Here is a 22,870-nt window from a genome sequence, read left to right on the forward strand (position 1 = left end):
CGCGATGGGAATGACGCCGCTGAAAACGCCATGTTAGGCTTATTCTCTGTTTACTTGGTGGCTGCCAGAATGCGATTACGATTCACCTTTCAAATAAAGCTCTTTCTCTCTCTGGTGGGTTTTTCCTGCGTGCTTTTGGCGGTACTTGGGCTACTTTTATTCCGCACCGTGGATGAACAACTGCATAAAGATTTGGGCAGCCGCGCCAAAGTGCAGGCTTCGCAAATCGCCCTGATGCCCGGCCTGGCTGAGCGCGTCGAGGCCGAAGACAGCGCGGGAGTGGCAAAACTGGTCGCGCCGCTGCGGGCGAAAAGCGATGCCAGTTATATCGTTATTGGCGATGTGCATGCCGACCACCTGTACCATTCGCAGTCGCCGGAACGCCTCGGTAAACCTCTGGTTGGCGGGGATAACGCCGAAGTGCTCGAGGGAAAAACTATTATTACCGTGCGTCAGGGCGGCATCGGAATCTCTTTACGCAGTAAAGCGCCAATCGTAGACGCCAATAATAAAGTCATCGGCATTGTCTCCGTCGGATACCTGATTTCTTATATCGATGACGTCACGGTGAAATTGCTGGCGCAGACCGCCCTGTCCGGCATTCTGCTATTAGCCCTGCTGTTTCTTTTCTCATGGTTATTCAGTAAGAATCTCAAGAAACAGATGTTCTGGCTGGAGCCAAAAGAGATTGCGCTATTAGTTCGCCAACAGAAGGCGCTGCTGGAAGCCATTTATGAAGGGGTGATCGCCATTGATCACCAGCAGCGGATTTTGTCCATCAACCACGCCGCCCGCGAGCTGCTGGACATCCACCAGCCGGAAGACCTGCTGGTCGGCCAGCACATCCGCGACATCATCCACACCGGCGCGGAGTTCTTCACCGGCGACCGCGAAACGCCCAACAGCCACGATGAGGTGACGCGTTTTAATCAGCGGCAGGTGATCGTCAACCGCGTGCGCATTGAACTTGGGCCGTCATCGGAGATCGGCTGGGTGGTCAGTTTCCGCGATAAAAACGACATTAACACCCTCAGCAGCCAGCTCAGTCAGGTGAAACGCTATGCTGACAACCTGCGTATCATGCGCCACGAGCAGCTTAACTGGACGGCGACGCTGGCCGGCCTGTTGCAGATGAAACGCTATGACGAGGCAATGGGCTACATTCAGGCGCAGTCCGAAGGGGCGCAGGCAGTGCTGGATTTTGTTTCAGAGCGCTTTGCCTCGCCGACGATTTGCGGTTTATTGTTAGGGAAATACTCCAGCGCGCGGGAAAAAGGCATTGAGCTGACCTTCGACCCGGCTTGCCAGCTTCAGCGCATGCCCGCCGCGTTGAGCGAGTCGGAGCTGATGTCGATTATCGGCAATCTGATTGATAACGCGGTAGACGCCACGTTGGCCGCGCCGGGGCCGCATCAGCCGGTAGAGTTCTACCTCACCGATCGCAATGACGAGCTGCTGATAGAAGTGGCGGATCAGGGCGCGGGGTTGTCGGCGGAGATCCGTCCGCGTATTTTCGAACAGGGCGCAACCACCAAGCCGCTCTCCTCGGCTGACCAAACCGGCGGGGAGCACGGCATCGGGCTATATGTGGTCGCCAGCTATGTGCATCAGGCGCAGGGCATGATTGAGATTTCAGACAATCAGCCGCGGGGTACGGTGTTCTCACTGTTTATTCCCAATCCGAAACCGCCGGGCAGCAACAGCTAAAATTTGACAGACTGGAACAGCGCTAAGTGCACTATTTTAATAAGAAAATCATGACCTACCCTACTTTATGAGCATGTCAGGAAACACGATGAACAAGAGTAGTTTCAACAACGGGGGCAGTATCAATAACGGCAGCGCGCTGGACGTGGTGATTGTCGAAGACGAGCCTTATCTGGCCGGCCTGCACCGTGACTTTATTGAGCAAAACTTCAATCTGCGAGTGGTGAGCATCGCCGCCACGCTGGCGCAGGCCAGAACTCAGCTGCAACTCTACCGGCCACGGCTGGTGCTGCTGGACAACTATCTGCCGGACGGCCAAGGCATTGAGCTTATCGACAGCGCGCTGCTGAAAAGCCTCGACTGCTCGGTGATTTTCATCACCGCCGCCAGCGACATGAATACCTGCAGTCAGGCGATGCGCTATGGCGCGTTTGACTACATCATCAAGCCGGTTTCTTTCCAGCGCCTGCGCAATTCGCTCGAGCGCTTTTTGCAGTTTGTGCATCAGTTGCGCAATGTGAAGGTGCTCGACCAACAGGCGCTCGACAGGCTGTATAACCTGCCCGCCACTGACATGCCCGCAGCCCCTGCGACCAAAGGCATTGAGCCGAATACGCTGGAGCTGGTTCGCCGGGTGTTTATCGCCGAGCCGGACCGCAATTGGTCAGTTGATCAGGTGGTGGAACAGGTAGGAATTAGCAAAACTACCGGGCGGCGGTATCTGGAATATTGCGTGGAAATAGGCTTTATCGCGGTGGAAATGCAGTACGGAAATATTGGCCATCCACGGCGACTTTACCGGCTGATATTCCGCGAAGATCAGGCCCCTGTTCATGACTAAATTATCCGGCTCAAGGGCCGGATAATTTTTGCGTCTCACTGACACAATTTCGTTACATTTCGACAGATTCTCCACCGGCATCCGTGGATTATTCCCAGCCGACACATTTTTTCTTCAGCAGATTTCCACCTCTTCTCAGCCTGTTAGCGAAATGACTATTTCACCCAAATGACAAAACCCCTTGAAATATCTCTATCTTGCGCTAACAGAATATTATTCTGTACATAAACCACAAAAACAATACAACAATTAAACCTATAAAAATCAATAAATTGAATCCAATATAATAATTATCTCAGCATGTGGAAATAGTCAAAAAAACCTGTGATTTCATTGCACTAATTCATGCAGAAAACAGCTGATAATTGACGTGAAATAACAAAAAAACCCAACAAAATTTCGCGCCAAATTAGCCACAGGGGAGTGCACCGAGGAATATTATTCAGAAAGATTGAGACTTGTCTCAGACTCTCATTGTGGTAGGGTGTAAACCGTTCGATATTTCCGTACTTTGCGTACTAAGTAGATTCTATAGAGTTCAAACACAACTAGACCCATTTATAGCCGATGGCTATTTCTTTCCAAGGAATGCACATTGCATGACAATTAAAATCGAAGTAAAGAACCTGTATAAGGTATTTGGCGAGCACCCTGAGCGCGCATTTAAGCTGATAGATTCCGGCAAGAGTAAAGAAGAAATATTTGAGAAAACCGGGCTGTCATTGGGTGTCAAAAACGCCAGTCTGGCCATTGAAGAAGGCGAGATTTTCGTCATCATGGGATTATCCGGCTCCGGTAAATCCACTATGGTACGCCTTCTCAATCGTCTGATAGAACCCACCCGCGGTGAAGTGCTGATTGACGGCGAAGACATCGCCAAGATCTCCGAATCCAAACTGCGCCAGGTTCGCCGCAGCAAAATCAGCATGGTTTTCCAATCCTTCGCCCTGATGCCCCATCTGACCGTGTTGAACAACACTGCCTTTGGTATGGAGCTGGCTGGCGTGCCAACCGAGGAGCGCAACCAAAAAGCCCTCGAGTCTCTGCGTCAGGTTGGTCTGGAAAATTACGCTAACTCTTATCCCGATGAGCTGTCCGGCGGTATGCGTCAACGCGTTGGCCTGGCCCGCGCCATGGCGAATAACCCCGACATTCTGCTGATGGATGAGGCCTTCTCCGCGCTCGATCCCCTGATCCGTACCGAGATGCAAGATGAGCTGGTGAAGCTGCAATCCCAGCATCAGCGCACCATTGTGTTTATTTCCCATGACCTCGACGAAGCCATGCGCATTGGCGACCGTATTGCCATTATGCAGGGCGGCGAAGTGGTGCAGGTCGGCACGCCGGAAGAGATTTTGAATAATCCGGCCAATGACTATGTGCGCACCTTCTTCCGCGGCGTGGACATCAGTCAGGTGTTTAGCGCCAAAGATATCGCCCGCCGTCGCGGGACATTAATTCGTAAAACCCCCGGTTTTGGTCCGAGGGCAGCCCTCAAGCTGCTGGAAGATGCAGACCGCGAATATGGTTATGTGCTGGAACGTGGTGAACGCTTTATCGGCGTTGTGTCGATTGACTCACTGAAAACCGCGCTAAAAGCCAATCTTTCACTGGAGTCCGCCCTGCTGGAGTTCCCGGCACCGGTGCAGGCAGACATGCCGCTCAGTGAACTGATTTCTCACGTTGCCGCCGCGCCGTACGCCGTGCCGGTGGTCAATGAGAGCAATAACTATATCGGTATTATTTCCAAAGCCATGCTACTTCGTGCTCTGGACAAAGAAGGGGGTAACGAATAATGAAGCATTCAATTCATAACGATAGCATCGTGCAACACGCGCAGGCAGCCACTCAAGAACTCGATCCGTCCGTCGATCCGTGGAGTGCGGACAACGCCAGCGGCGGTCATGTTGACGCCGCGCAGTCAGCCACATCGGCACCGACCGATGCGGGCAGCAGCGATCCTTGGGGCGGCGCGTCCGGCGGCAGCGATGCCGCAACCACGACCGCCCACAGCGCGCCGGATGCCACCCATCAGGCGGCGACGCAGGCCAACGACTGGCTGAACGTCGCCCCGGCGCAGCATGACCAGTTCAACATTCTCGACCCGTTTCACACCACGCTCATTCCTCTCGATCGCTGGGTTACAGAGGGTATCGACTGGCTGGTAACCAATTTCCGCCCGGTTTTTCAGGGCATTCGCGTGCCGGTAGACTTCGTGCTCAGTGGTTTCCAACACGGCCTTGAGTCACTCCCGGCCCCTATCGCCATGCTGATTTTTGCTCTGATTGCCTGGCAGATGGCGGGGTTAGGCATGGGTGTCGCCACGCTGGTTTCTCTGGTGGTGATTGGCGCTATCGGCGCGTGGTCACAGGCCATGGTGACTTTGGCGCTGGTGCTGACCTCGCTGTTCTTCTGCGTGCTGATAGGACTTCCGCTCGGTATCTGGCTGGCTCGCAGCCAGCGCGCGGCGAAAATCATTCGCCCCCTGCTTGATGCGATGCAGACCACCCCAGCGTTCGTCTACTTGGTGCCGATCGTCATGCTGTTTGGTATCGGTAACGTGCCGGGCGTCGTCGTGACCATCATCTTCGCCCTGCCGCCTATCGTGCGTCTGACCATCCTCGGGATTAATCAGGTGCCGGAAGATTTGATTGAAGCTTCGCAGTCCTTCGGCGCAAGCCCGAGCCAGATGCTGTTCAAAGTGCAGTTGCCGCTGGCGATGCCGACCATCATGGCCGGTATTAACCAGACGCTGATGCTGGCGCTGTCGATGGTGGTTATCGCCTCGATGATCGCCGTAGGCGGTCTGGGTCAGATGGTGCTGCGCGGCATCGGCCGTCTGGATATGGGTCTGGCGTCGGTGGGTGGTGCAGGTATCGTTATCCTCGCCATTATCCTCGACCGCCTGACACAGTCGATGGGTCAAGATACCCGCAGCAAGGGTGGCCATCGCTGGTTTACCCGTGGTCCAATTGGCTTATTGACCAAGCCTTTCGCCAAAAAAGCCTAACAGCTCGCTGTTCATCCCGGCGGTTCGCCGCCGGGAGACATAAAAGTTGTACCACTACGCGTTAACGCACCTTCGCCTCATAAAACGCAGTCCACTCTTAAATTATTTAATAAAAGAATAAGGGTTCACTATGCGCACGACACACATCAGAGCGATTGCTCTCTCCGTATTACTGGCGGCACCTGCCGCTTTCGCCGCCGACCTGCCGGGTAAAGGCGTGGTGGTGAAGCCGCTGCAAAGCACGCTTCCAGAAGAATCATTCCAAACCGAACTGGTGAATCGCGCCCTGCAAAAGCTGGGTTATGACGTGCAGCCGACGGGTGAGGTGGATTACAACGTCGCCTACACCGCCATCGCCAGCGGCGACTCTACCTACATGGCGGTGAACTGGGACCCAATGCAGGTCGATATATATGACGGCGCGGGCGGTGACAAGAAGTTTTACCGTCAGGGGACCTTCATCAGCGGCGCGGCGCAGGGTTATTTGATCGACAAAAAAACCGCCGATCAATACCACATCACCAGCCTCGATCAGCTGAAAGATCCCAAGCTCGCCAAGCTATTTGACGCCAATGGCGACGGCAAGGCCGACCTCGCTGGCTGCGATCCGGGTTGGGAATGCGGCAACGTGATTAGCACCCAGCTCAAGGCTTACGGCCTCGACAGCACGGTGCAGCAGAATCAGGGCAACTATTCGGCCATCATCGCCGACACTCTGACGCGCTTCAAAAGCGGCAAGCCGGTGCTCTACTACACCTGGACGCCGTATTGGGTGAGCAACGAGATGAAACCGGGCAAAGACGTGGTCTGGCTGACGGTGCCATTCTCAGCGAATCCGGGTTCGAACAAAGATTTGGACACCAAGCTGCCTAACGGCAAGAATTACGGTTTCCCGGTCAACAATGAACATATCGTGGCCAACAAACAGTGGGCCGAAGCTAACCCGGCCGCCGCTAAGCTGTTCGCCATCATCAAACTGCCTCTGGCTGACGTGAATGCGCAAAACCTGCGGATGCACGAAGGCGAATCCTCAACGGCAGACATTCAGCAGCATGTGGATGGCTGGATCAAAGCTCATCAGGCCACTTTCGACGGCTGGATTGCCGAAGCTGCCGCCGCAGCTAAAAAATCCTAATTCGCACAGCAGTAATAACAATGACGATAAATCGACCATAAACAGGACATTCTTCTATGCGTAAATCAACTCTCTGGGCGGCCGCCGCCCTGACAACGCTGGCCTCGGCCACCACTTTCGCCGCTGACCTGCCGGGTAAAGGCGTCACCGTCACCCCGATTCAGAGCACCATCAGTGAAGAGACCTTCCAGACCCTGCTGGTCAGCAAGGCGCTGGAAAAACTGGGTTACGACGTTCAGCCGATCCGCGAAGTGGATTACAACGTGGGTTACACCACCATTGCCGCCGGTGATGCCACTTTCACCGCCGTTAACTGGTCGCCGCTCCATGATGAAATGTACAAAGCCGCCGGTGGCGACAAGACCTTCTATCGCCAAGGGACCTATGTCAACGGCGCCGCGCAGGGTTACCTGATTGACAAGAAAACCGCCGAGAAGTACCACATCACCAATATCGAACAGCTGAAAGATCCCAAAATCGCCAAGCTGTTTGACACCAATGGTGACGGCAAGGCCGACCTGACGGGCTGTACGCCGGGCTGGGGCTGTGAGGCCGCGCTGAATGAGCAGCTGAAAGCCTACGGCTTGGAAAAAACCGTCAATCACAATCAGGGCAATTACTCGGCGATGATCGCCGACACCATCACCCGTTATAAAGAAGGTAAACCTATCTTCTATTACACCTGGACGCCGTACTGGGTCAGCGACGTGTTAGTGCCGGGTAAAGACGTGCTGTGGATGCAGGTGCCGTTCTCCGTAGTTCCGGGAGAGAAAGACGCCGACACCGCGCTGCCGAATGGCAAAAACTACGGTTTCAAAGTCAGCACCATGCACATCGTCGCGAACAAGAAATGGGCCGAAGCTAACCCAGCCGCCGCCAAATTGTTCGCCATCATGCAGTTGCCTCTGAAAGACATCAACGCGCAGAACTCGGCGATGCACGCAGGCCAAAGTTCTGAAGCCGATATCAATAACCAGACCGACGGCTGGATCAAAGCCCACCAGGCCACCTTTGATGGCTGGGTAAAAGAGGCGGCTGCGGCAGCTAAGTCTTAATAGCTTTTCTATAAATGCCTTGAGTTTTCTCGGGGCGAAGTAGGCAGAGGCGCTGAATAATTATTCAGCGCCTTTTTATTTTTCCCCTTCCTCCTCCTCTGCAAACGCCAAAAAGCGTTCGGCGGCGGTGGAGAGGCTGTTTTGCCAGACGCACAACACCTGTCGACGCGGGGCGTTTTCGATAGGAACCGAGATCAGGTCTTTGGCGTGTTGGGCGTGAGAAAGCGGCACAATGCCCGCCGCCAGCGAGCGGCGAACGATGCTCTCCAGCCACTCGATGTGGTCGATTTCAAAGCTGACGTGGCGCGTTATTCCGGCTTCGCTGAAGGCGCTGTCGGTCTGCCGCCTGGCCCCGGCTCCGGCATAAAAATCCACCAGCGGCACCTGGGCCAGCTGGCTAAGCGTGAGCTGCGGGCAAGTAGCGAAAGGATGTGTCGGGCTGAGCAGCGCCACCAGGGGTTCGTCGGCCAGCAGGCGGTTTGGCAAACGGAGCGCGGCGCTGTCTCCCGGCCATAAACCGACAAAAGCCACGTCGGTGCGCAGCTGTTGCACGTCTTCCAGCAGCTTCTCGCTCATCGCGACATACATGCGGATATTCACCCGCGGGTAGCGCTCGGTAAAACTCGCCAGTTGGCCAATAACATCTATCGCGTTAAGCGTTGAAATAATGCCTACGGTGAGAGTGCCGCTCACTTCGCCTTTCAAGGCGTCCATGGTATCCAGCAGGTGGGTTTGCGCGGCGAGCAACTGCTCCGCTGGCCCGATAAAAGCTCGCCCCGCCGCGGTCAATCTCACTTGCCGCGAAGTGCGTTCAAACAGCACGCAGCCTAGCTCCTCTTCCAATTTGGCTATCTGGTGGCTAAGGGCCGACTGCACGGTGTGGCAGCGCTGGGCTGCGCGGGTGAAATTCTGTTCTTGCGCCACCGCAAGGGCAAAACGGATCTGTTTGAGGTTCATCGATTCATCGCGAAATGAGATAGTTAAGATGAAAATTATACATTGGTTTACTATTTAAAGCTGGGTGATACTCGCCCTCGCTCAATGTGGCGCAACGCCGCGAATGGGCCAAAACCTGCTTCCCTCTCTAATAATGAAAATAAAATGACTAATTCAACCAAGCACTCCCCTCTCACGCCGGGGCTGATCGTTCTTATGGCGATAGCCACGGGCCTGGCGGTCGCCAGTAACTACTATCCGCAACCCCTGCTGGAGACCATCGCACGCGCCTTTGGTCTGTCAGTCAATCAGGCCGGTTTTATCGTCACCATTGCCCAGCTCGGCTATGCCTTTGGCCTGATGTTTATCGTCCCGCTGGGGGATATGTTCGAGCGCCGCAAACTGATCGTGGTGATGACCGCCCTCTCCGCTGTCGGGTTGTTTATCACCGCCATGGCCCCGACGCTGACCATTATGCTGATTGGTACCGCGTTGACCGGGCTGTTCTCGGTGGTGGCGCAGATTCTGGTGCCACTGGCCGCCACCCTGGCTGAACCGGCGAAACGCGGCAAAGTGATCGGATTGATTATGTCCGGCCTGCTGCTGGGTATCCTGCTGGCGCGAACCGTGGCGGGCGCGCTGGCGCAGCTCGGCGGCTGGCGTACCGTCTACTGGGTGGCCAGCGCCCTGATGCTGATTTTGGCGGTGATCCTTTGGCGTCGTCTGCCGACCCACAAACAGCACACCGACCTGAACTACGGCCAGCTGTTGAAATCCATTTTTAGCCTTTTCTTCAAAACGCCGGTGCTGCGTACCCGCGCGTTAATCGGCCTGTGCTCCTTCGCCAACTTCAGCATTTTGTGGACCTCCATGGCCTTCCTGCTGGCGGGCCCGGCCTATGGCTATTCCGAAGGAGTGATTGGGCTGTTCGGGCTGGTCGGCGCGGCGGGCGCACTGGCGGCGACCCGCGCCGGGCAGCTGGCAGATAAAGGCAAGGCGCAGTTGACCACCACTTACGGTTTGATTCTTATCTTGCTGTCATGGGCGGCTATCGCCTACGGCCAGCACTCGGTGGTCTCGTTGATTATCGGCATTATCGTGCTGGATTTGGCAGCGCAGGGTGTGCACATCACCAACCAGAGCGTGATTTATAAGTCGATGCCGGAAGCGCGTAACCGCCTCACCGCAGGTTACATGACCACCTATTTCATCGGCGGCGCGATAGGTTCTGTTTTGTCTGCTTCGGCCTATGAGTGGGCCGGATGGTATGGCGTTTCCGCCGCTGGCGTGGTGATGAGTACCTTAAACCTGCTGGTCTGGTGGTCGGGTTACAAATACAAAATGACCTGAGACCCAGACGGGCTAAGCCTTGATAAAAACTGACAAACGGGGGCAATCATCACGCCCCCTGATTAGCATGCAAATAATAATGATGGAAATTTATTTTCCTCCGAGGGTGTTATCACTACAGACAGTCTGGTAATGTTTGCCCTATAAATTATTCATGAACGATATACATCGTTGACGCCGCACCGACTGTCCTATGCAAACCCACAGAGTCTTAAAGACGACACTTACCCCGCATGAATCTATGTTCAAGCTAGGAATGGTTGACGGTCCGCCCATCACTATTGGTTATCTCCCTTTCGCATTCCTTTTTGGCTTTGGCGTCTTATTGATGCCCGCTAACTCGCGCCTTTTGGCACTGTTTTCATCGGGCAGGCGTTTAATTTCTGGCTTCTGGCAGGCAGAAAAACATTCGTTGGCTGAGGCGCCATTTGGCCAGCGAAACGTATTACCTTTCGAATAATTCACCGGAGTTATGAATCACACTTATTGCTAAAGCTTTGGTGATTCCTGACATTGATATTACTAATTACGATCGTTACTATGTCAACCGTAACTAATGAGGCTTCTCATATGGACAGCTCGTTCGCGCCAATTGAAAACATGTTAAATATCCGCGCCAAGAAACAGAAAGATTTCCCTTATCAGGAAATTTTGCTGACTCGGTTGTCGATGCACATGCAAAGTAAATTGTTAGAAAATCGCAATAAGATGCTGAAAGCACAGGGTATTAATGAAACGCTGTTTATGGCGCTTCTGACTCTGGATGCTCAGGAGAGCCACAGCATTCAGCCTTCAGAGCTGAGTTCCGCACTGGGTTCTTCGCGTACCAACGCCACCCGTATTGCCGATGAACTGGAGAAGCGCGGCTGGATTGAGCGCCGTGAGAGCGATAATGACCGTCGATGCCTGCATTTGCATTTAACGACGGATGGCGAAGCTTTCATCCAGAAGGTGTTACCGCCTCAACATAAGTGCCTGCATTTCCTTTGGTCGACTCTTGATGCTGATGAACAAAAGCAGTTGGAAATCCTGACTCGCAAATTGTTAACCCGCCTCGATCAGATGGATGTCACCGCGACACAATTTTTCTAATTTCTGTTCAGGTAAACCACACATGTCACTCCAAGCCAGCTGGAGACTCACGCCGCTGTTCGCCGTTCTGTTATTGGCGGGCTGCGCCTCCAGCGATAACCTCGCTCCGCAGTCAACCTTGCTGGATACCCAGCAGTTGAAACTGGCACAACCGAAAGTCAGTTCAATGTCGATAAGCCCGCAGTGGTGGCGCAGTCTTAACGACCCGCAACTTGATGCGCTGATGACAACGACATTGCAAAATTCGCCGTCACTGCGCCAGGCCGCGGCTCGGGTCCGCGAAGCGCAAAGCATCCTTGGAGGAGCCCACGCGGCGCAGACCCCGAATATTGATGCTACGGCTTCTCGGCGTCGCGAACGTATTTCAAAAAATACCATCCCGCCTTTCCTGACCAGCTACCCGTCAGCGCCTATCTATGACACCAGTAACGCGCTCGGGCTGAACTTCAACTATGAGCTGGACTGGTGGGGCAAGTTCCAAAATCAGGTCAATGCTGCCAAAGCGCAGGTTGACTCCGCGCGCGCCGAGCAGGCTCAGGCCGCGCTTAATCTGACCAGCTCCGTCGCCTCTGCTTACTATCAGTTGCAGGCGAATCTGGCGGTGCAGAAAGTCTTGAAACAGGAAGTCGACAACAATCAGCGTCTGGCAGATTTGCGTAAAGCGCAGTATCAGGCAGGGATCTACGGCGTGGACGTGCCGCAGCAGATTCAGGCTCAGGCCGACAGCGCCAAGCAGCAGCTGATTGAGTCGCAATCCCAGATTGATCAACTGAAACACCAGTTGGCGGCCCTTGCGGGGCAAGGTCCTGACGCGATGAACAATCTGCGCGAAGTGCCGCTTCCTGCCGACGATGCTATCTCGCCGAAGGGTGAATTGACGCTCGACTTACTGGGTAAACGCCCGGATATCGCCGCGCAGCGCTCGCTGGTTGAGTCCTATTTGCAGACCGTCAAAGCCACCAAGAAAGAGTTCTACCCGAGCCTAACCATCAGCGCCTTCGCCGGATTGAACACCACTGATTTTGGCGGCACGCACCCGAACCTGTTAGAGGCGGCGAGCAAGGCGTGGAACATCACACCGGCCCTCTCCCTGCCTATCTTCCACGGCGGAGAGTTGCGTTCCCAGTTAGCCGGAGACTCCGCGCGCTACGACGAGGCCGTTGAGTCTTACAACCAGACCATCCTGACCGCCGTCCAGCAAACTGCCGATGCCATGACCGTGGCGCAAAGCAGCGCGGCTCAGTTGCAACAAGCCTCTTCCGCCGTGAAGTCGATTGAAGATGTCTATCGGGTGGCAGATGCGCGTTATAAAGCCGGGGTGATTGGCCGCGATGAGCTACTCACCGGCCAGTCCGCTTTGTTGCAGCAGCAACAGACGCAGTTGAATGCCAGCAGTAATTTGTTGCAGGCGAAAATCAGTCTAATTCGCGAGCTCGGCGGCGGCTATCAGGCCCCGGCAGCGGAAAAAAACCAATAATAAAAACCTAAGCGTGGATGGAGAAAACCATGAGCGATAATGCGGGCATTCAGTCAACGCCTCCGCAGGAGCCGGTTGCGACTAAGCAGCCACACAACAAAAAGAAATCACGCAAAATTGCCTTGCTGTTCTTAACGGGGGTATTTGTCATCATCGCCATCGCCTATCTGATTTACTGGCTGCTGGTGCTGCGTCATTTCCAAAGTACCGATGACGCCTACGTCGCCGGTAATCAGGTGCAGATCATGGCTCAGGTGTCGGGCAGCGTGACCGACGTGAACTTTGATAGCACCGACTACGTCAAGAAAGGCGATACGCTGGTTGTCCTCGACCCAACCGACGCCCAACAGGCTTTCGAGCGCGCCAAAACCGCGCTGGCCAATAGCGTGCGCCAAACGCACCAGTCAATCATCAATGGCCGTCAATATCAGGCTAACGTGGCGTTGCGCCAGACCCAGCTGAAACAGGCTGAAGCTGACCTGAAACGCCGCGTGGTGCTGGGAAACGTGGATGCGATTGGCCGCGAAGAGCTGCAACATGCCCATGATGCCGTCGACACCGCCAAAGCCCAGCTCGACGTGGCCGTGCAGCAGTACAACGCCAATCAGGCGATGATCCTGAACACCCCGGTTGATAAACAGCCGCAGGTATTACAGGCCGCCGCGCAGGTTCGCGATGCCTGGCTATCCCTGCAACGTACTAAGGTGGTCAGCCCAATCGACGGTCTGGTTTCACGCCGTACGGTACAGGTCGGCCAGCAAATCACCCCAGGAACCGCGCTGATGGCGGTGGTTCCTGCCAATCACGTGTGGGTGGATGCTAACTTCAAAGAGACTCAGCTGGCGAACATGCGTATCGGCCAATCCGCTACCGTGGTCAGCGATATGTACGGCGACGACGTGACCTATAAAGGCAAAGTGGTCGGGATGGATATGGGTACCGGCGGCGCGTTCTCCCTGCTGCCTGCTCAGAACGCCACCGGTAACTGGATCAAAGTGGTTCAGCGCCTGCCTGTGCGTATTCAGCTCGACGACGAACAAGTGGCGAAGCACCCGCTGCGCATTGGCTTGTCCACGCTGGTGACGGTCGATACTCAAGACCTGAATGGCCTGGTGCTGGCTGATAAAGTGCGTACCGAACCTCTGTATCAGACCACCGCGCTAACGCTGGATCTGGCACCGGTTAACGCCATTATTGCTGATGTGATCAACGCCAATGCTGGCTAACGGCTTCGGAGGCCAACGTGGATAAGAAACCATTAGTCGGCGCGCCGTTAGCCTGGATGACGGTGGCGCTGTCGATGGCCACGTTTATGCAGGTGCTGGACTCCACCATCGCCAACGTGGCTATTCCGACCATTGCCGGCAACCTCGGTGCCTCGAACTCGCAGGGCACCTGGGTTATCACCTCGTTCGGGGTGGCTAACGCCATCTCGATCCCCATCACCGGCTGGCTGGCGAAACGCATCGGCGAGGTCAAACTGTTCCTGTGGTCTACGGTACTGTTTGCTTTCGCATCTTGGCTGTGCGGCATGTCCAACAGTCTGGAAATGTTGATCTTCTTCCGTGTGGTGCAGGGCGTGGTGGCAGGTCCACTGATCCCGCTATCGCAAAGTCTATTGCTGAATAACTATCCTCCGGCCAAGCGAAGTACCGCCTTAGCGCTATGGTCGATGACGGTGATCGTGGCGCCCATTTGCGGCCCGATCCTCGGCGGTTATATCAGTGATAACTACCATTGGGGTTGGATCTTCTTTATCAACGTGCCGATCGGTATCGCCGTGGTGGCCTTGACGCTGAAAACCCTTAAAGGGCGCGAAACGGCAACGCAGATCCGGCCGATCGACAGCGTCGGGCTAGTGCTGCTGGTGCTGGGGATCGGCTGCTTGCAGGTGATGCTCGACCGGGGCAAAGAGCTGGACTGGTTTAACTCCACGGAAATTATCGTGCTGGCCGCCGTGGCGGTGGTGGCGCTCTGCTTCCTGGTGGTCTGGGAGTTGACCGACAACCACCCGATAGTCGACCTGTCGCTGTTCAAGTCGCGAAACTTCACCATCGGCGTGCTCTGTATCAGTCTGGCTTACATGCTCTACTTCGGCGCAATTGTTCTGCTGCCGCAGCTACTGCAAGAGGTCTATGGGTATACCGCGACCTGGGCGGGCCTGGCGTCAGCGCCGGTGGGGATATTGCCAGTAGTGATGTCGCCGATCATTGGCCGCTTCGCCCACAGGCTGGACATGCGTAAGCTGATCACCTTCAGCTTTATCATGTACGCGGTGTGCTTCTACTGGCGTGCTTACACCTTCGAGCCGGGCATGGACTTTGGCGCTTCGGCGTGGCCGCAGTTTATTCAGGGCTTCGCCGTCGGCTGCTTCTTTATGCCGCTGACCACCATTATTCTGTCCGGCCTGCCGCCAGAACGCATGGCGGCGGCATCCAGCTTGTCGAACTTTATTCGTACGCTGGCCGGCTCGATTGGTACCTCGGTCACCACCACCATGTGGGCTAATCGCGAGTCGCTGCACCACGCGCACCTGACTGAAAACATCACGCCGTTCAACCCAGAGGCGCAGCAGACCTATCAGCAGTTAGAAGGGATGGGAATGAGCCACCAGCAGGCGTCGGGTTGGATTGCGCGGGAGATAACCAATCAGGGGCTGATCATCTCTGCCAATGAGATTTTCTGGCTATCCGGTGGAGCCTTCTTGGTGTTGCTGGTCTTAATCTGGTTTGCCCGACCTCCGTTTGGCGGTGCGGGTGGCAGCAAGGACGGCGGCGGCGCGCACTAAGCCGCTGACTGAATAGGCTTTTCGCCAAGTAAATCATAAATAAAAAGGACGCCCTGAGGCGTCCTTTTTTAATGCTTTAAGCGAGTGAATCTGCGGGAATTACCCCTGATTCTGACGCCACCAGTCGGCCAGCAAGATACCGGTTGCGACAGATACGTTCAGACTTTCCACTTTACCGGTACCACCAATAGAGATGTTGATGTCACCCTGCTGCCATGCGCTGTCGGACAGACCATCGCTCTCTTCACCCAGCACCAACACAATTTTGGCAGGCAGTTCGGCTTTGCCGAGCGCGGTGCCTTTGTGGCTGGAAGTGGTCACGATGGTGTAACCGGCTTTGCGGAAGCTGGCCAGCACGTCGAGGAAGTTGTCAGCGCTAATGGCTTTAACGTGTTCCGCGCCGCCTTCGGCAGTACGCACCGCAGCACCAGACTCCAGCAGAGCCGGGTCTTGAACCAGCAAACCTTTCACACCGAAGTGCGCGCAGCTACGCATAATGCCGCCAAGGTTGTGCGGATTACCGACGTTTTCCAGTGCCAGTACGCAATCTTTCGCCGGAGCCGTTTGCAGATAAGTGTCTGCATCCAAGCCCTGACGCTTTTTGATCAGGAAGCAAACGCCGCCGTGGTGCTCGGTGCCAGAAGCTTTCGCCAGCTCGTCATCTTCGACCACGTGGTAGGCTTTGCGATTCGCCGCCATCCAGCGCAGCGCTTCGCGGAAACGCGGCGTCACAGACTGCACGAACCAGGCGCGAACAATGGAGTCAGGACGGCTAGCGAACAGCGCCTGACAGGCGTTTTCGCCGTAGACACGGGTCTCTTCCTGACGCTGACGACGCAGCTGCTCTGGGTCGATAAAGCTTTTGCCGCTGATTCCGCCGTGATCCGGAGCTGACTCATCGTCTGGCGCGCGGGAAACGGTTTTCCACGGAGAAGAATACGGGCCGTCATCGTCACGCGTGGAACGCGCAGGACGAGGTGCATCACGACCTGTACGCTGCGGGCGAGCATCGCCACGACGTGCGTCAGGACCGCGTGAATCACCACGGTTATCGCTGCTACGACGCTCATTGCGGCGGGCATCGTCTGGACGGGATCCTTGGCGAGGTTTATCGCCTGGACGTCCTTTATTGTTGGAAGGACGTTTATCGTTATTGCGGTTATCGCCGTCGTCGTCACTGCGGACGTACATCACTTTGACTTTGCCGTTTTTGCCACTGAATGAATCGTTCATTTCTCTCTCCACCTACGCGCAGGGCGCGAAGATTACCTGATGTCTGTGTGCTAAGCCACTTGCTTTGGACCAAAAGCTTAAAACTATCGTATTCATTGAATAAACCACGTTGTTCGCTCGCCCGCATCTCTCCATACTTACAACAAATAAGTAACATATCAGCCCCGCGGTTACCGCTAACAGGTTCGGGTTGATCCGATCCCATTTGAGCAATACAGAGGCTATTTTATGAATACGATTTGTCCATCATGTCAGGCCACTAATCGCCTGCCAGAGGATCGTATCAATGACGGCGCTAAGTGTGGCCGATGCGGCCATGCCCTATTTTCCGGCAGCGTGGTTCATGCAACTGCCAGTACGCTGGATAAATACCTGCAAGATGATCTGCCGGTGGTTATCGACTTCTGGGCCCCGTGGTGCGGCCCGTGCGTGAGCTTTGCGCCGATCTTCGAAGACGTCGCGCAGGAACGTGCCGGTAAAATCCGCTTCATTAAAGTCAATACTGAAGCCGAGCCGGAGCTGAGTGCGCGTTTTCGCATCCGCAGCATTCCTACCATTATGGTATTCAATGAGGGCAAAATGGTCGACTCTCTGGGCGGTGCCATGCCCAAGACGCCTTTCAACAATTGGCTGAATGAATCATTGTAACGCATAAGTCAGAATTAAGCCCTGACCAATGGCCTGCTTGATGCGGGCCATTGGTTTTTATGCTGACAAGAACCTACCACTTGCGGGCAACGGCGATTAGAATAGCCGGTTTTCCACCCGCGGAATGCTTATGTCAGACAATGCCGTTCTTCGCCTGCGTGCGCAGCGTTTAGCTCAATCTACTCGTCCCTTTCTGGCGCGCGGCTCGCGGGCTATTCGCTGCCAGTCCTGCCTGCTGCCGAAACGCAATTGCATCTGCGCCACGCGGGAGATTCATCAGGCCACCAGCCGCTTCTGCTTGGTGATGTTCGACACCGAACCCATGAAGCCGAGCAATACCGGGCGGCTGATCGCTGACGTGCTGCCTGATACCCAAGCCTTTATGTGGTCGCGCACTGAAACCGATCCGGCTTTACTGGAAGCCATTGCTGACCCAATGCGTCAGGCTTACGTAGTGTTCCCGGCCTCTTTCGCCCAGCCTCCGCGCCAGGTCTTTACTGAAATTCCGGCAGACAGCAAGCCGCCGCTGTTTATCATGCTCGATGGCACCTGGACCGAAGCCCGCAAGATGTTCCGCAAAAGCCCTTATCTGGATAACCTGCCGGTGTTCTCGCTCGATGTGAGTGTCAGCTCCGACTACATCCTGCGCGAAGCCTCGCGCCCGGAACTGCACTGCACGGTAGAAGTGGCAGCTGCAGCACTTGAAAAAGCCGGAGATCTGGCCGCCTCGGCTGGCCTTTCGCGCCACTTTACCCACTTCCGCACCCAATATTTAGCCGGAAAACCTCATCATCCGGTGCACCAACTCACAGCAAAAGAGCCGGAAAGCTTCTAGAATCAAAAGCATCACGGATTTGAGGAAAGAGAATGAGCCAGCGTGGACTAGAAGCCTTACTAAGACCTAAATCCATTGCGGTATTAGGGGCGAGCGACAAGCCGGGCCGCGCCGGATATCTGATGATGCGCAATCTGCTGGGTGGCGGTTTTAACGGGCCAGTCCTGCCCGTCACGCCGGCTTACCGCGCGGTGTGCGGCGTGCTGGCTTATGTAGATGTCGCCAGCCTGCCCATCACGCCCGATTTAGCCATTCTCTGTACCCGCGCCGAGCGCAACCTCGCGCTGCTCGAGCAATTGGGCCAGCGCGGCTGCAAGACGGTGATCATCCTCTCTTCCCACTCCCAGCAATTTACCGAACTCAAAGCCTGTGCCCAGCGCTACGCCATGCGCCTGCTCGGGCCGAATAGCCTTGGGATACTCGCGCCGTGGCAAAGGCTCAATGCCAGCTTCTCGCCGGTGCCGATCCTGCCCGGCAAACTGGCATTTATCTCTCAGTCCGCCGCCGTGGCTAACACGATCCTCGACTGGGCGCAGCAGCGCTCGGTGGGCTTCTCCTACTTTATTTCCCTTGGCGACAGCCTCGATATTGATGTCGATGACCTGCTGGATTTCTTGGCGCGGGACAGTAAAACCAGCGCCATTTTGCTCTATCTCGAGCACGTCAGCGACGCTCGTCGCTTCCTGTCGGCTTCGCGCAGTGCCTCGCGCAACAAGCCGATTCTGGTGATTAAAAGCGGTCGCAGCACGCAGGCGCAGAAGCTGCTCAATAGCCCGCTCAGTCTGGACGTGGCGTATGACGCCGCCATTCAGCGCGCGGGCTTGCTGCGCGTGCAGGACACCCACGAGCTGTTCTCTGCCGTAGAGACCTTAAGCCACATGCACCCGCTGCGAGGTGAGCGCTTGCTTATTGTCAGTAATGGAGCCGCTCCGGCGGCCATGGCCCTCGACCAGCTACTGGCGCGCAATGGCAAACTGGCGGCTCTCGGCGAAGAGACTCAGGCCGCACTTCGCGCCGCGTTGCCGCAGAGCATTGCCATATCCAACCCTTTAGATCTGCATGATGACGCCACGCCCGAGCGTTATCAGTCAGTGCTTACTTCGCTACTAGACAGCAATGACTATGACGCCCTGCTGGTTATCCACGCGCCAAGCGCCGCCGCGCACGGTACGGTGACGGCCGAGCGGCTAATTGCCACTTTGAAAGGCCATTCGCGCGGCAAGCGCGTGACCCTGCTGACCAACTGGTGCGGCGAATACTCGTCACAAGAGGCGCGCAGACTATTCACTGAGGCGGGGATCCCGACTTATCGCACTCCAGAAGGCACGGTCACGGCCTTTATGCACATGGTGGAATACCGCCGCAACCAAAAGCAGCTGAAGGAGACGCCCTCCCTGCCCGTTGGGTTGCAGCAAAATACCGATGAGGCACACAGGTTAATCACTCAGGCGCTGGCCGAGGGGGCAACCCAGCTGGATACCCATGAAGTTCGCACCATTTTGCATGCGTACGGCATGGAGGTGCTGCCAACCTGGATTGCCAGTGACAGCGCCGAGGCGGTACATATTGCCGGGCAAGTAGGTTACCCGGTGGCGCTGAAACTGCGTTCGCCGGATATTCCGCATAACTCTGAAGTTCAGGGGGTTATGCTCTATTTACGTACCGCGAGTGAAGTCGAGCAGGCCGCTAACGCCATTTTTGATCGCGCCAGGCAGGTTTTCCCGCAGGCCAGAATTCACGGTTTGTTAGTGCAAACTATGGCCAACCGCCCCGGCTCGCAAGAGTTGCGAATCGTAGTTGAGCAAGACGCGGTGTTCGGCCCGTTGATTATGCTTGGCGAAGGAGGCAGCGAATGGCGGCCTGAGAAGCAGGCCGCGGTGGCACTTCCTCCACTCAATCAGGCGCTGGCGCGCTATTTGGTGCTGCAAGCAGTGAAAGGCGGCAAAGTGCGGGCGCACAATGTCTCACGCCCGCTGGACATTCCCGCGCTCAGCCAGCTGTTGGTCAAAGTCTCCAACCTGATTGTTGACTGCCCGCAGATCACCCGTCTGGAGATCCACCCGCTGCTAGCTTCCGGCGATGAACTGAATCTGCTGGATGTCACGCTCCAACTTAGCGACGTCAGCGATATCGGGCCATCCAGACTGGCTATTCGCCCTTACCCTCAAGAGCTGGAAGAGCCGGTCACGCTGAAAGATGGCTCAGGCTGCCTCTTCCGCCCCATCCTTCCTGAAGATGAGCCGCTGCTGAAAGCCTTTATCCTTAAGGTGACTAAAGAGGATCTCTACTATCGCTACTTCAGTGAGATCAACGAGTTTACCCACGAGGATTTAGCCAACATGACCCAAATCGACTACGATCGCGAGATGGCTTTCGTGGCGGTAAGAGATTTTGATGAAAAATCTGAAATCATTGGCGTGACGCGCGCAGTGTCCGATCCCGACAATATTGATGCTGAATTCTCGGTGCTGGTTCGTTCAGATCTCAAGGGACTTGGCCTTGGCAGACGCCTGCTCGAAAAGATGATCATTTACACCACAGAGCACGGAATACAGCGTCTGACAGGTATCACGATGCCGAATAATCAGGGTATGGTGGCACTGGCGAGGAAGCTTGGGTTTGAGGTGGATATCCAATTGCAGGATGGCATCGTTAATCTCACGCTAGCCCTCAATTCTAGCCATAACCTCGCCGCTGAAGGCCATAAATAGGCAAAACATACGCACAATGGGGATTACTAATGGTATTATCGACCGATTGTGCGGTGTACATGTTCTGTCTGTACCGCTATCGCTATTACCTAAAGAGAGAAGAAGCGCACTGTGATGTTGTCAAAATTTAAACGTAATAAACATCAACAACACCTTGCTCAACTGCCAAAACTCCCCCAAACGGTTGACGCTGTACAGACGCTGTACTGCCCAACGGATTTCCGCACAACGCTGCTCGAGGCTATCGCCAAAGCAACTCAACGGATTTATCTGGCCGCGCTGTATCTCGAAAATGATGACGGTGGTCGGGATGTTCTGTCAGCACTCTATGCTGCAAAACAACTAAGGCCTGAGCTAGAAATTTGTATCCTGGTCGACTGGCACCGCGCCCAGCGTGGTCGTATTGGCGATGCCGCGTCCAATACCAATGCCGACTGGTATTGCAGCATGGCGCAGCAGCATCCTGACGTTCTGGTGCCGATTTATGGCGTCCCGGTTAACACTCGCGAAGCTCTTGGGGTTCTTCATCTCAAAGGCTTTGTTGTGGATAACCGAGTCATCTACAGCGGCGCCAGTCTCAACGACGTCTACCTGCACCGTCACGCCAAATACCGCTATGACCGCTACCATCTGATCACCAATGCTGCATTGGCCGATTCCATGGTCGACTTTATGAAGAAGTCGATTCTCTCTGCCAGCGCGGTGCAACGCCTTGATCGCCAGGATCGCCCAAAAAGCATTGAGATTAAAAACGAAACTCGCCAGTTCAGGCAGTCGCTAAAAGACAGCAGCTATCACTTTACCGGTACTGCGGGTAATGATGAGCTGACGGTGACGCCAATGGTGGGTTTGGGTAAGCAAAACTCGCTTAATCGCACCATTCACCATCTTATGGCCAGCGCCGAGCAAAAGCTCACTCTCTGCACCCCTTATTTTAATATGCCTGCCCTGCTCGCTCGTAACATCGTCGCTCTGCTGCGCCGGGGTAAACAAGTCGAGATTATCGTCGGCGACAAAACGGCAAACGACTTCTATATCCCGCAGGATCAGCCATTTAAAATCATCGGCGCGCTGCCTTATCTGTATGAAATCAACCTGCGCCGATTCCTCAGCCGCTTACAGCGCTTTGTCGACAGCGGCCAGCTGATTATTCGTCTTTGGAAAGATGGCGAAAACAGCTACCACTTAAAAGGAATGTGGGTTGACGATCGCTGGCAACTGATCACCGGTAACAACCTCAACCCGCGCGCCTGGCGTCTGGACTTAGAAAACGCCATTCTGATCCACGACCCGCATCGCGAAATGGTGGTGCAGCGCTCTAAAGAGCTGGATGAGATCCGCGAACATACGCAGATCGTTTCTCATTATATGGAATTGGAAAGCATTCCTAACTACCCAATCAAAGTTCGTAAGCTTATTAGGCGTTTACGCCGAATTCGAATCGACAGATTAATTAGCCGAATTTTGTGATCCGCTATACTAGAAGCCTGATCGATGTGATCAGGCTTTTTTTATGTCAGGAATATCAGTCATGAAGCTCTTGCTCTCACGCTTACCTACTGTAGCCCTTCTCATCCCTATTATACTCTCCTCCGGATGTAGCCATTACGCCAATGACAATTGGACAGGCAAGGACAAAGCTCAGCATTTTATGAGTTCGGCAATCTTAGCCGCTGCGGGCACATCTTATGGTGAGCGTCAGGGGTGGAATGATGCTAAAAGCCGGTCTTTCGGGCTGCTATTTTCTGTCGGATTAGGTGCAGGGAAAGAGCTTTATGACAGCCGAGAAGCGGGTACAGGGTGGAGTTGGAAGGATTTTGCCTGGGATATTGCCGGGGCAGCTGCAGGCTATGGGGCTTATCAGGCGATTCATAATTAGAATTGATTCTGCCAGCCATCAATCTAATATCACTATATTTCAGTAAGATAGAAAACGTCGCTCAGTTTGTGATCCACTGGCTTAACAACCGCGCACAGTGATCACTAAGCCATGACGTAAAAAGCCCCCCGGCTCGCCAGAGCAGGGGGGCTTCTTTGTTTTGCACTTTGCCA

The 22,870-nt window shown here is 55.1% G+C and carries 18 protein-coding genes; 16 read left to right on the forward strand and 2 right to left on the reverse strand.

Annotated features, from left to right (window positions below; all coding sequences use genetic code 11):
• Positions 1–69 precede the first annotated feature (69 nt).
• From ACT3RT_RS21555 to proX (ACT3RT_RS21580), 6 genes are all read left to right on the forward strand, one after another.
• Complete coding sequence (locus ACT3RT_RS21555; RefSeq protein ID WP_034792739.1) at positions 70–1,707, forward strand: ATP-binding protein; 1,638 nt, start codon at positions 70–72, stop codon at positions 1,705–1,707.
• 121 nt (positions 1,708–1,828) lie between these two features.
• Positions 1,829–2,548: a response regulator gene (locus ACT3RT_RS21560; protein WP_353504023.1), complete on the forward strand. Its 720-nt coding sequence runs from the start codon at positions 1,829–1,831 to the stop codon at positions 2,546–2,548.
• 599 nt (positions 2,549–3,147) lie between these two features.
• On the forward strand, positions 3,148–4,344 hold the full coding sequence (gene proV / locus ACT3RT_RS21565) for a glycine betaine/L-proline ABC transporter ATP-binding protein ProV (protein WP_185689337.1): 1,197 nt from the start codon (positions 3,148–3,150) through the stop codon (positions 4,342–4,344).
• Positions 4,344–5,558: a glycine betaine/L-proline ABC transporter permease ProW gene (gene proW / locus ACT3RT_RS21570; RefSeq protein ID WP_485903463.1), complete on the forward strand. Its 1,215-nt coding sequence runs from the start codon at positions 4,344–4,346 to the stop codon at positions 5,556–5,558. The genes proV and proW overlap by 1 nt, the downstream gene beginning before the upstream one ends.
• 130 nt (positions 5,559–5,688) lie before the next feature.
• Positions 5,689–6,693 (forward strand): glycine betaine/L-proline ABC transporter substrate-binding protein ProX, encoded by a 1,005-nt coding sequence (gene proX, locus ACT3RT_RS21575; RefSeq protein WP_496203721.1) that lies wholly within the window; start codon positions 5,689–5,691, stop codon positions 6,691–6,693.
• 56 nt (positions 6,694–6,749) lie between these two features.
• Entirely contained in the window at positions 6,750–7,748 is a 999-nt protein-coding gene (gene proX, locus ACT3RT_RS21580; RefSeq protein ID WP_485903461.1) for a glycine betaine/L-proline ABC transporter substrate-binding protein ProX, read from the forward strand.
• Positions 7,749–7,823: 75 nt separating this feature from the next.
• On the opposite strand, the gene ACT3RT_RS21585 is transcribed toward proX (ACT3RT_RS21580), so the two are convergent.
• A complete protein-coding gene (locus tag ACT3RT_RS21585; RefSeq protein ID WP_353503215.1) occupies positions 7,824–8,705 on the reverse strand; it encodes a LysR family transcriptional regulator in 882 nt (293 codons plus the stop codon).
• A 144-nt stretch (positions 8,706–8,849) separates the two neighbouring features.
• Here ACT3RT_RS21585 and ACT3RT_RS21590 point away from each other — a divergent pair, with 144 nt between their 5' ends.
• From ACT3RT_RS21590 to emrB, 5 genes are all read left to right on the forward strand, one after another.
• Positions 8,850–10,034 (forward strand): MFS transporter, encoded by a 1,185-nt coding sequence (locus tag ACT3RT_RS21590; protein ID WP_496203722.1) that lies wholly within the window; start codon positions 8,850–8,852, stop codon positions 10,032–10,034.
• 570 nt (positions 10,035–10,604) lie between these two features.
• Positions 10,605–11,126: a transcriptional repressor MprA gene (gene mprA / locus ACT3RT_RS21595; RefSeq protein WP_034792674.1), complete on the forward strand. Its 522-nt coding sequence runs from the start codon at positions 10,605–10,607 to the stop codon at positions 11,124–11,126.
• A gap of 22 nt (positions 11,127–11,148) precedes the next feature.
• On the forward strand, positions 11,149–12,603 hold the full coding sequence (locus tag ACT3RT_RS21600; protein WP_496203723.1) for an efflux transporter outer membrane subunit: 1,455 nt from the start codon (positions 11,149–11,151) through the stop codon (positions 12,601–12,603).
• Between the two features lie 29 nt (positions 12,604–12,632).
• Positions 12,633–13,829, forward strand: a complete 1,197-nt coding sequence (emrA, locus tag ACT3RT_RS21605; protein ID WP_353503219.1) for a multidrug efflux MFS transporter periplasmic adaptor subunit EmrA — start codon at positions 12,633–12,635, stop codon at positions 13,827–13,829.
• A 17-nt stretch (positions 13,830–13,846) separates the two neighbouring features.
• Entirely contained in the window at positions 13,847–15,391 is a 1,545-nt protein-coding gene (emrB, locus tag ACT3RT_RS21610; RefSeq protein WP_496203724.1) for a multidrug efflux MFS transporter permease subunit EmrB, read from the forward strand.
• A 99-nt stretch (positions 15,392–15,490) separates the two neighbouring features.
• Here emrB and ACT3RT_RS21615 read toward each other — a convergent pair whose 3' ends face one another.
• Entirely contained in the window at positions 15,491–16,624 is a 1,134-nt protein-coding gene (locus tag ACT3RT_RS21615; RefSeq protein WP_353503221.1) for a tRNA/rRNA methyltransferase, read from the reverse strand.
• Positions 16,625–16,852: 228 nt separating this feature from the next.
• Between ACT3RT_RS21615 and trxC the strand changes: the two genes are divergently transcribed.
• The 5 genes from trxC (at position 16,853) to ACT3RT_RS21640 (ending at position 22,697) form a co-directional block, all read left to right on the forward strand.
• Complete coding sequence (gene trxC, locus ACT3RT_RS21620; protein WP_034792689.1) at positions 16,853–17,272, forward strand: thioredoxin TrxC; 420 nt, start codon at positions 16,853–16,855, stop codon at positions 17,270–17,272.
• Between the two features lie 130 nt (positions 17,273–17,402).
• Positions 17,403–18,107 (forward strand): tRNA-uridine aminocarboxypropyltransferase, encoded by a 705-nt coding sequence (locus ACT3RT_RS21625; RefSeq protein ID WP_485903457.1) that lies wholly within the window; start codon positions 17,403–17,405, stop codon positions 18,105–18,107.
• A 32-nt stretch (positions 18,108–18,139) separates the two neighbouring features.
• Positions 18,140–20,818, forward strand: a complete 2,679-nt coding sequence (locus ACT3RT_RS21630; RefSeq protein WP_485903456.1) for a bifunctional acetate--CoA ligase family protein/GNAT family N-acetyltransferase — start codon at positions 18,140–18,142, stop codon at positions 20,816–20,818.
• 114 nt (positions 20,819–20,932) lie between these two features.
• The gene (pssA, locus tag ACT3RT_RS21635; protein WP_396131217.1) at positions 20,933–22,288 is read left to right on the forward strand and encodes a CDP-diacylglycerol--serine O-phosphatidyltransferase; all 1,356 of its coding nucleotides are present in this window, start codon (positions 20,933–20,935) and stop codon (positions 22,286–22,288) included.
• A gap of 61 nt (positions 22,289–22,349) precedes the next feature.
• Complete coding sequence (locus tag ACT3RT_RS21640; RefSeq protein WP_496201035.1) at positions 22,350–22,697, forward strand: YfiM family lipoprotein; 348 nt, start codon at positions 22,350–22,352, stop codon at positions 22,695–22,697.
• The last annotated feature ends 173 nt before the right edge of the window (positions 22,698–22,870 follow it).

The organism is Ewingella sp. AOP9-I1-14, from assembly GCF_052375995.1.
Taxonomy (GTDB): domain Bacteria; phylum Pseudomonadota; class Gammaproteobacteria; order Enterobacterales; family Enterobacteriaceae; genus Ewingella; species Ewingella allii.

Coding starts and splice junctions, on each gene's coding strand:
- ACT3RT_RS21555 (WP_034792739.1), top strand. CDS start 70: ATGCGATTACGATTCACCTTTCAAATAAAGCTCTTTCTCTCTCTGGTG.
- proV (WP_185689337.1), top strand. CDS start 3,148: ATGACAATTAAAATCGAAGTAAAGAACCTGTATAAGGTATTTGGCGAG.
- proW (WP_485903463.1), top strand. CDS start 4,344: ATGAAGCATTCAATTCATAACGATAGCATCGTGCAACACGCGCAGGCA.
- proX (WP_496203721.1), top strand. CDS start 5,689: ATGCGCACGACACACATCAGAGCGATTGCTCTCTCCGTATTACTGGCG.
- proX (WP_485903461.1), top strand. CDS start 6,750: ATGCGTAAATCAACTCTCTGGGCGGCCGCCGCCCTGACAACGCTGGCC.
- ACT3RT_RS21585 (WP_353503215.1), bottom strand. CDS start 8,705: ATGAACCTCAAACAGATCCGTTTTGCCCTTGCGGTGGCGCAAGAACAG.
- ACT3RT_RS21590 (WP_496203722.1), top strand. CDS start 8,850: ATGACTAATTCAACCAAGCACTCCCCTCTCACGCCGGGGCTGATCGTT.
- mprA (WP_034792674.1), top strand. CDS start 10,605: ATGGACAGCTCGTTCGCGCCAATTGAAAACATGTTAAATATCCGCGCC.
- ACT3RT_RS21600 (WP_496203723.1), top strand. CDS start 11,149: ATGTCACTCCAAGCCAGCTGGAGACTCACGCCGCTGTTCGCCGTTCTG.
- emrA (WP_353503219.1), top strand. CDS start 12,633: ATGAGCGATAATGCGGGCATTCAGTCAACGCCTCCGCAGGAGCCGGTT.
- ACT3RT_RS21615 (WP_353503221.1), bottom strand. CDS start 16,624: ATGAACGATTCATTCAGTGGCAAAAACGGCAAAGTCAAAGTGATGTAC.
- trxC (WP_034792689.1), top strand. CDS start 16,853: ATGAATACGATTTGTCCATCATGTCAGGCCACTAATCGCCTGCCAGAG.
- ACT3RT_RS21625 (WP_485903457.1), top strand. CDS start 17,403: ATGTCAGACAATGCCGTTCTTCGCCTGCGTGCGCAGCGTTTAGCTCAA.
- ACT3RT_RS21630 (WP_485903456.1), top strand. CDS start 18,140: ATGAGCCAGCGTGGACTAGAAGCCTTACTAAGACCTAAATCCATTGCG.
- pssA (WP_396131217.1), top strand. CDS start 20,933: ATGTTGTCAAAATTTAAACGTAATAAACATCAACAACACCTTGCTCAA.
- ACT3RT_RS21640 (WP_496201035.1), top strand. CDS start 22,350: ATGAAGCTCTTGCTCTCACGCTTACCTACTGTAGCCCTTCTCATCCCT.